Annotated in this window: 6 protein-coding genes and 1 pseudogene; 4 read left to right on the top strand and 3 right to left on the bottom strand. The window is 72.9% G+C overall.

Annotated features, from left to right (window positions below):
- On the bottom strand, positions 1-1401 hold a 1401-nt coding region (locus N4P33_RS29175), incomplete at its 3' end, for an ABC transporter substrate-binding protein (protein ID WP_260829892.1).
- Positions 1402-1544: 143 nt separating this feature from the next.
- Here N4P33_RS29175 and N4P33_RS29170 point away from each other — a divergent pair.
- The 4 genes from N4P33_RS29170 (at position 1545) to N4P33_RS29155 (ending at position 6746) form a co-directional block, all read left to right on the top strand.
- On the top strand, positions 1545-2591 hold the full coding sequence (locus N4P33_RS29170; protein ID WP_260829891.1) for a zinc-binding alcohol dehydrogenase: 1047 nt from the start codon (positions 1545-1547) through the stop codon (positions 2589-2591).
- A gap of 122 nt (positions 2592-2713) precedes the next feature.
- Positions 2714-3520, top strand: a complete 807-nt coding sequence (locus N4P33_RS29165; protein ID WP_260829889.1) for a sugar phosphate isomerase/epimerase family protein — start codon at positions 2714-2716, stop codon at positions 3518-3520.
- An 8-nt stretch (positions 3521-3528) separates the two neighbouring features.
- On the top strand, positions 3529-4830 hold the full coding sequence (locus N4P33_RS29160) for an MGH1-like glycoside hydrolase domain-containing protein (protein WP_260829895.1): 1302 nt from the start codon (positions 3529-3531) through the stop codon (positions 4828-4830).
- The gene (locus N4P33_RS29155; protein WP_260829888.1) at positions 4827-6746 is read left to right on the top strand and encodes a glycogen debranching N-terminal domain-containing protein; all 1920 of its coding nucleotides are present in this window, start codon (positions 4827-4829) and stop codon (positions 6744-6746) included. The genes N4P33_RS29160 and N4P33_RS29155 overlap by 4 nt, the downstream gene beginning before the upstream one ends.
- An 18-nt stretch (positions 6747-6764) precedes the next feature.
- Here N4P33_RS29155 and N4P33_RS29150 read toward each other — a convergent pair whose 3' ends face one another.
- Positions 6765-7991: an arginine deiminase gene (locus N4P33_RS29150; RefSeq protein WP_260829886.1), complete on the bottom strand. Its 1227-nt coding sequence runs from the start codon at positions 7989-7991 to the stop codon at positions 6765-6767.
- 79 nt (positions 7992-8070) lie between these two features.
- A pseudogene (locus N4P33_RS29145) lies at positions 8071-8404 on the bottom strand (radical SAM protein); the annotation flags it as partial.

Here is an 8404-nt window from a genome sequence, read left to right as displayed (position 1 = left end):
CTCCAGTGACTGCCGCAGTGCCTCGACCTCTTCCTGGGCTTCGCGGGCGGCCTCGTCGGGTCCGGTCTGTCCGCTGGTCATGGCGCCGATGGACTTGGCCACCGGCAGCTCCCCGTTGGTGGCGCCCACCAGGGCGCCCGCGCCCTGGGTGATGCCCCAGCGCTTCATGTGGCTGACGCCGTCGGCGAGCTGGTCGAGCAGTGCGGGCGGGAAGACCTCGTCCATGGGCTTGCGGGTGTCGACGCCCATCTCGCTGGAGCGCCAGGCGTCCAGATAGCGCCGCGGTTCCTGGGCGGTGCCCGCGCGGACGGGGATCTTGCCCTCGGGTGCCATGCCGACCCAGTCCTCGTAGCCGGCGCCCATCATGTACTCGATGAACTTCCGCGAGGCGTCGGTCTCGGCGGTCTTGGTGGTGAGCCAGGACGTGATCTCGCCGAACTGAGCCGGTTCGGCGCCGTCGGGGCCCTTGAGCGAGGTGACGATGCCGCTGTTCCTCGCCAGGTACTCCGGGTCGTCCGCGCACTGCTCGCAGCTGGGCAGGGCGTCCTTGCGCAGTCCGGCCAGCTCGTCCAGCAGGAACGACGACCAGACGATCATGGAGGAGCGGTCGGCGAAGTAGGTGGCGCGGGTGGAGTCCACGGTCTGGGTGCCGGGGGCGCCGTGCTCGCGGGCCAGTTCGTCGTAGGTGGCGAAGGCCTTCTCACAGGCCGGGGAGTCGAGGTCGGGCTCGCCCGTGCCGTCGACCAGTTCGCAGCCGTTGGCCAGGGCCAGGTTCTCGAAGCTCTGCTGGGTGAAGACGTCGCCCGGGTCGGTGGCGGCGGAGATGCCGTCGCGGCCCTTGGTGTCCAGCGTCGCCGCCGCCTTCTGGAGCTTCTCGTACGTGTCGGGCGTGGGCAGCCCGGCCTGGTCGAGGAGGTCCTTGCGGTAGACGAGCAGCTGGAGCCAGGCGTCGGAGGGGACGCCGAGGCGGGTGCCGCCGTCCTGGGTGAGCTTCAGCGCGTTGGCGTTGAAGGTGTTCTCGCCGAGGCCGCCGACGACCTGCTCCGGGATCTCGGTGTTGAGCAGGCCGTTGCTGTACATCTGCCAGGCCTGGCCGAGCGGTACGGCGCCGATCACGTCGGGGAGGTCACCGGCCGCGGCGGCGGACATGATCAGCTGGGGCAGCTGGTTCTCGTCCACGCCGACCAGGTCGACCTCGATGCCGGTCTCCTTCTCGAACCGGTCGATCACCTTCTCGGTGGCCGCGATCCGGGGCGTGAGGTTCTCCTCGGACCACACCGTGATCTTGTTGTCGGGCTTGTCCGGGCCGCTGGAGGACGAACACCCGGCCAGCACGCCCCCGGCCAGCGAGGCCGCGAGGAGGGCCGCGATCGTCCTCGACCGCCGGAACCGCTTGAGCATGTCGTGATCCTTACCAACCTTAAGCATGGACGCGATGCATCACACCATCACTTTTGCTGGTTGACAAGACATAAGTCTGACGTATCTTCGACACAAGCGGTTAACGCAGCGGATCAGCACACCCCACTTCCCGGAGCCATCACGTGGAACGCGTCGTCCAGTTCACCGGCCCTCGTCAGGTCGAAGTCGCCGAGCACGAGAGCCTGCCGCTGCCGGCCGGGCATCTGCGGGTGCGCACCCGCTACTCGGGCATCTCCGCGGGCACCGAGCTCACCGCCTACCGGGGCACCAACCCGTATCTGACCCGCACCTGGGACGCCGAGGCGCGGCTGTTCCGCGAGGGTGCGGCCGGGATGGAGTACCCGGTGGCGGGCTGGGGCTACTCCGAGGTCGGCGAGGTGACCGAGGTCTCCCCCGAGCTGGTCGGCACGCCCGGCCTGCCGGCCGTCGGCGACCTGGTGTGGGGCATCTGGGGCCACCGCAGCGAGGGCATCGTCCCCGCCGAGCGGATGATCGGCCACACCCTCCCCGAGGGCCTGGAGCCACTCGCCGGGGCCTTCGCCCGGGTCGGCGCGATCGCATACAACGCGGTCCTCGCGGCCGGCCTCAACCTCGGCGAGGACGTCGCCGTCTTCGGCCAGGGCGTCATCGGCCTGCTCACCACCCGTCTCGCCCAGCTCAGCGGCGCCACCGTCACCGCCGTCGACGCGCTCGACGGCCGCCTGGAGTGGGCCCTGAAGTACGGCGCCGCCCGCACCCTCAACGCCCGCACCGACGACGTCGCCGAACGCATCCGCGAGGCCACCGGCGGGCGCGGCGCCGACACCGCCATCGAGATCAGCGGCGTCTACCCCGCCCTGCACACCGCGCTGCGCTCCGTCGCCGTGGACGGCCGGGTCGTCGCCTCCGGGTTCTACCAGGGCGACGGCATCGGGCTGCGGCTCGGCGACGAGTTCCACCACAACCGGGTCCAGCTGATCTGCTCGCAGATCGGCGGCGTACCGCCGCACCTCGCCGGCCGGTGGACCGTGGAGCGGCTGCAGCAGACGTTCCTCGCCCTGGTCGCGGCCGGACGGGTCGACGTCGGCTCGCTCGTGAGCCATGTCGTGCCGGCCGGCGACGCCGCCGACGCGTACGTGCTGCTCGACGAGCGGCCGGCGGACGCGCTGCAGGTCGTCCTCGAGTTCTGACGGCTCCGGCGTCCCGCTCCCCCAAGGCTTCGGCGCCCCGGCCCTGACCCCCGGGGCGCCGAACATCCCAACCCCCCGCTCCCCCACCGGCGTCCACGCCCAGGAAGGCACCCCGAACCACCATGAAGCCCCTGAAGACTGCGGCCCAGGAACAGCTGCTCCCCGGCGAGACCCTCCAGGAGAAGTGGGAGTTCGCGCAGGCCGCCGGCTACGACGGCATCGAGCTGCGCGCCAAGGGCGGCTTCCGCTTCCGCGAGCGGCTGCCCGAGCTGAAGAAGGCGCTCGCCGACGGTGTCGTCATGCCCACCGTCTGCGTGGACATGCTGCACTTCTTCGGCGCCTTCGACACCGAGCTGCGCCGGGACGCCATCGAGCAGATGAAATCGCAGCTGACGGTGATGGCCGAGATCGGCGGACTGGGCGCCCAGACCCCCGCCTCGTACGGGATGTTCTCGCGCCGGCTGCCGCCGTTCGAGCCGCCGCGCAGCGAGGAGGAGGACCGCGAGGTGCTGCTCGCCGGGCTCACGGAGCTGGGCGAGCACGCCCGCCGCGAGGGCGTGACGCTCTACCTGGAGCCGCTGAACCGCTACGAGGACCACATGGTCAACCGGCTGGAGCAGGCCGCCGGCCTGATCCGCACGGTCGGCCTGGACTCGGTCCGCATCGGCATCGACAGCTACCACATGAACATCGAGGAGGCCGACCCGGCCGCCGCGATCCTCGCCCACGCGCAGTGGATCGGCCACGCCCAGGTCTCCGACTCCAACCGCTTCCAGCCGGGCGCCGGACACCTCGACTGGCAGTCGTGGATTGGCGCGCTCAAGGCCGCCGGGTACGAGGGCTGGCTGGCCGCCGAGTGCCGGCTGACCGGCGACCCGGTCGAGGCGGTCCGGTCGATCCCGGCGACGCTGCGGAGGTACGGCGCGTGACGGTGCTGATGGAGACCGCGACCCGGTCCGTGTACGCGTCGGCGGCGGCGGTGCTGGTCCGCAACTGGACCGGCACGTCCACCGTCCCCTCCCCCACCCTGTACCCGCACCAGTGGAGCTGGGACTCGGCGTTCATCGCGATCGGCCTGCGCCATCTGTCGGTGCGCAGGGCGCAGCGCGAACTGGAGTCGCTGCTGGGCGCCCAGTGGGGCGACGGGCGCCTCCCGCACATCGTGTTCAATCCGGCGGTGCCGAACGGGGCGTACTTCCCGAGCCCCGACTTCTGGCGCACGACGACCGCGGGCGCCGCGAGCGGAGCGCCGTCCGGCACGGAGACCTCCGGCCTGGTGCAGCCTCCGGTGCACGCGCTCGCCGCGTGGCTGGTCCACCGGGCCGACCCCGCCGCCTCCGAGCGGCGCGGCTTCCTGCGCCGGGTGTACCCGAGGCTGGTCGCCTGGCACGCCTACCTCACCGGCCGCCGTGACCGCGGCGGCGCGGGACTCACGGCGAACGTCCACCCGTGGGAGCCGGGCATGGACAACAGCCCCGTGTGGGACGGCCCCCTGTCCCGGATCGAGCCCGCGCCCGCCGGTTCGTACCGCCGCGCCGACCTCGCGCACGGCAACCCCGCGGACCGCCCGACCGACCTCGACTACGGCCGCTACGTGCGCCTCGCCGCCGACTACCGCGACCGGGGCTACGCCGACGACGCGCACGCCTTCGCCGTCGAGGACCCGGCGGTCAACGCGCTGCTCGTCGCCTCCGAGCACGCCCTCGCCGAGATCGCCGCCGAGGTCGGTTCGGACCCCGCCGTGCACTGGGAGCGGGCCGCCCACCTGACGGACGCCCTGCTCGACCGGCTGTGGGACGCCCGCGCCGGGATCTTCCGGTGCCGGGACGTGGTGTCGGACGAGCTGATCGACGAGCGGAGCGTGGCCGGTCTGATGCCGCTGCTCGTCCCCGGGCTCCCGGCCGACGTGGTCGAGGCCCTGCACGCCACCCTCACCGGGCCGCACTTCCGGCTCGGCGAGGTGCCGCTGGTGCCGTCGTACGACGTGAAGGGCCCGGCGTTCGATCCGTCGCGGTACTGGCGCGGACCGGCGTGGTTCAACACCGCGTGGGTGATCGAGCGCGGGCTGCGGCAGTACGGGCTGCTGGCCGACGCGGACGCGCTGCGGTCGGCGATCGTCGAGGGCGCGGTGGACTCGGGGTTCGCCGAGTACGTCGACCCGTTCACCGGCGAGGCGCGCGGCACCCGGGACTTCGCGTGGACGGCGGCGCTGGCGCTGGACCTGGCGGTGACGTCATGAGCGGCGACCGCGTCCTGCTGGTCCGGGACGGCACGTTCGCCGCGCTCACCTCGGGCGGCGCGGTCACCGGGCGGCGGGGCACGTCCCCCGACGGCCTGTTCCGGTGCGACGCCCGGCACCTGAGCCGCTGGCAGCTCACCGTGGACGGAGCCGAGCCGGCGGTGCTGGTGCCCGCGGCGGACGGCGCGGTGCCGGCGGTGTCGGTGCTCATGCCGCGGGGCACGCGCGACGAACCGGCCGCGTACACCGTCTTCCGCGAACAGGCCGTCACCGCAGGGGTGTTGGTGGAGCACCTGCGGCTGGTCAGCAACCGGCCCGTCGAGGTGACGGCCCGTCTGGAACTGCTGGCCGACGCGGACTTCGCGGACCAGTTCGAACTGCGGGCGGACGGGCGGACGTACGACAAGGGCGACGGCCGGCGATCGACGTCCGAGCTGCCCGACGGCGTGGAGTTCACCTACCGGCGGGGCGAGGACTGGTCGGCGACGACGACGGTACGCGGCACACCGGCACCGGAGGCGGTCCGGACGACGCCCGAGGGCACGGTGCTCGCGTGGACGGTGACCCTGCCGCCGCAGGGCGACGCGGAGGTGAGGCTGCGGGCGGAGGCCCGGACACCCGGCGGTCCTGCGGTGTCGCAGGTCGCGTCACCGGCGGAGGCGGCGCGCGAACTGACGTCGGACATCGGGAAGTTCACCCTCCCTGCGATCACGGAGGGGACGGACGAGGCGCTGGCCCGCGCCTGCGCGCAGGGACTCGCGGATCTCGCGCTCCTGCGCGTACCGGCCACCGGCCCCGGCGGGGAGGCGTTGCGTGTCCCCGGCGCCGGAATCCCCTGGTTCCTCACGCTCTTCGGGCGCGACTCCCTGCTCACCTCGCTGTTCGCGCTGCCCTACCGTCCGGAGCTCGCCGAGCACACGCTGCTGGCGCTCGCCGCGACGCAGGGCACGACGTACGACGCCTTCCGCGGGGAGCAGCCGGGGCGCATCGTGCACGAGGTGCGGCTCGGAGAGCTGGCGCACTTCCGGCAGGTGCCGTACGGGCGTTACTACGGGGCGGTCGACTCCACGCCCCTGTTCCTGGTGCTGCTGCACGCCCACCGGGGACTGGCCGCGCGGCTGGAGACGCAGGCGCGGGCGGCCGTGGACTGGATGCTGGGCGACGGCGGGCTGACCGAGCACGGCTGGCTCGTCTACACCCCCGACCCGAACGGTCTGGTCAACCAGAACTGGAAGGACTCCGAGGGCGCGATCTGCTTCGCCGACGGCACCCAGGCGGACGGCCCGATCGCGGTCGCCGAGGCCCAGGGGTACGCGTACGACGCGCTGCTGCGGACGGCCGAGCTGGCCCGCGAGGACTGGGGCGACCCGGCGTACGCCGAGCGGCTGGAGTCCGTGGCGGCGGACCTGCGGGCCCGCTTCCACCGCGACTTCTGGCTGCCCGAGCAGGACTTCCCAGCGCTGGCGCTGGACGGCGCGGGACGCCGGGCGGACGCGCTGGCCTCCGACGCGGGGCATCTGCTGTGGTCCGGCATCCTCGAGGAGGACCGGGCGGCGCGGGTCGGCCGCAGGCTGCTGGAGCCGGACTTCTTCTCCGGCTGGGCGATCCGCACGATCGCGGCCGGGCAGGCGCCGTATCACCCGCTGTCGTACCACCGGGGCAGTTGCTGGCCGCACGACAACGCGGTGATCGCCCTCGGCCTGGCCCGCCACGGGCTCACCGAGGAGCTGCGGACACTGGCGGCGGGGCTGCTGGCGACGGCGGAACAGCACGGCTGGCGCCTCCCGGAGGTGCTGGCGGGCTACTCCCCCACCGACCATCCGGCACCGGTGCCGTACCCGCATTCCTGCTCTCCACAGGCGTGGGCGGCGGCGACCCCGCTGGCGCTGCTGACGGCACTGCGGGGCGGGCGCTGACGGCAGCGCTCACGGGACTCACGGGACCGGGTCGCGCTCCACGGGGCAGCTCATGCACCGCGGTCCGCCCCGGCCCCGGCCCAGTTCGCTGCCCGGGATCTCGATCACCTCGATGCCCTGCTTGCGCAGATGCGTGTTGGTGGTGGAGTTGCGTTCGTAGGCGACGACGACGCCCGGCTCCACCGCCAGGACGTTGCAGCCGTCGTCCCACTGCTCGCGCTCGGCCGCGTGCACGTCCTGCGTGGCGGTCAGCACCCGGATCTCACTGAGCCCGAGGGCGGCGGCGATCGCGCGGTGCATGTGCTCCGGCGGATGGTCGGTGACCTTCAGCTCCTTCTCGCCCACGCCGGGTTCGATGGTGTACGAGCGGAGCATGCCGAGGCCCGCGTACTGGGTGAAGGTGTCGCCGTCGATCATCGTCATCACGGTGTCGAGGTGCATGAACGCGCGTCTCTTCGGCATGTCCAGGGCCACGATCGTCTCCGCCGAGCCGGCCGCGAACAGCTTGTGCGCGAGCATCTCCACGGCCTGCGGGGTGGTGCGCTCGCTCATGCCGATCAGCACCGCACCGTTGCCGATGACCAGCAGGTCGCCGCCCTCGATGGTGGACGGGTAGTCGGCCTGGCCCTCGGACCAGAGGTGGAAGCGCTCACGCGTGAACAGCGGATGGTGCCGGTAGATGGCCTCGAAGTGCACCGTCTCGCGCTGCCGCGCCGGCCAGCGCATGGCGTTGATGGCGACCCCGTCGTAGATCCAGGCGGAGGTGTCCCGGGTGAAGAGGTGGTTGGGCAGCGGGCCGAGCAGGAAGTCGTCCAGCTCCATGGCGTGGAAGCGCACGGAGATCGGCTCGGCGTGCGCGTCGAGGAACTCCCGCTTGGTCATCCCGCCGACCAGTGCCTCGGCCAGCTCGGCGGCGGGCAGGGTCTCGAACGCGGCCCGCAGATGGTCGGTGGCCAGCGGGCCGTACTCCTTCTCGTCGAAGACCCGGTCCAGGACGAGCGCCCGCGCCGCCGGGATCGCCAGCGTCTCGGTGAGCAGGTCGCCGAAGAGGTGGACGGTGACGCCCCGGTCCCGCAGCACGTCCGCGAACCCGTCGTGCTCGGCGCGCGCCCGGCGCACCCAGAGCACGTCGTCGAAGAGCAGGGCGTCCTTGTTGCTGGGGGTGAGCCTTTTGAGCTCGAGATCGGGCCGGTGCAGGATGACGCGGCCCAGCCGTCCGGCCTCGGAGTCGACGTGGTAGGTCATGCCTCCATCCTGACCATCCGAGCGCGTGTTCACCCCTGTGTTGCGGAGACTGGCCGCCCGCCTTCGCCGACCGGGTGCGCTACGGCTGCAGCAGCTCGGGCCGTGCGAGCATCCGCCGCGCCTCGGACCCCGGCTCCAGCACCGCCCGGGCGACGATCCACCCGGCCAGCAGATGCGCGTCCCCGGGCCGCCGGACCAGCTCCTTCGCATACCCCTCCAACGCGGCGGCGGCATCCCCCGCGGCGAGGTGTTCGTCGGGGGTACGGGGGTCGGCGGACGGGACGGCGAAGGCATGGGTGCGGCTGTCGGGCCACGGCGCACGATCGGGACGCAGGGCCGGGAGTCCGGGCGGATGCCCACCGGCCCCGGCCGGCGGGCGCCCCGCACCGGCCGACGTGTGGCCCGCACCGGCC

The sequence above is a fragment of the Streptomyces sp. 15-116A genome (assembly GCF_025290915.1).
Lineage (GTDB): Bacteria > Actinomycetota > Actinomycetes > Streptomycetales > Streptomycetaceae > Streptomyces.
This window is presented reverse-complemented; position numbering and strand designations above follow the sequence as displayed.

Excerpts from the sequence above, each read along its gene's own strand:
- N4P33_RS29155 (WP_260829888.1), top strand. The coding sequence starts at position 4,827 with ATGAGCGGCGACCGCGTCCTGCTGGTCCGGGACGGCACGTTCGCCGCG.
- N4P33_RS29160 (WP_260829895.1), top strand. The coding sequence starts at position 3,529 with ATGGAGACCGCGACCCGGTCCGTGTACGCGTCGGCGGCGGCGGTGCTG.
- N4P33_RS29165 (WP_260829889.1), top strand. The coding sequence starts at position 2,714 with ATGAAGCCCCTGAAGACTGCGGCCCAGGAACAGCTGCTCCCCGGCGAG.
- N4P33_RS29150 (WP_260829886.1), bottom strand. The coding sequence starts at position 7,991 with ATGACCTACCACGTCGACTCCGAGGCCGGACGGCTGGGCCGCGTCATC.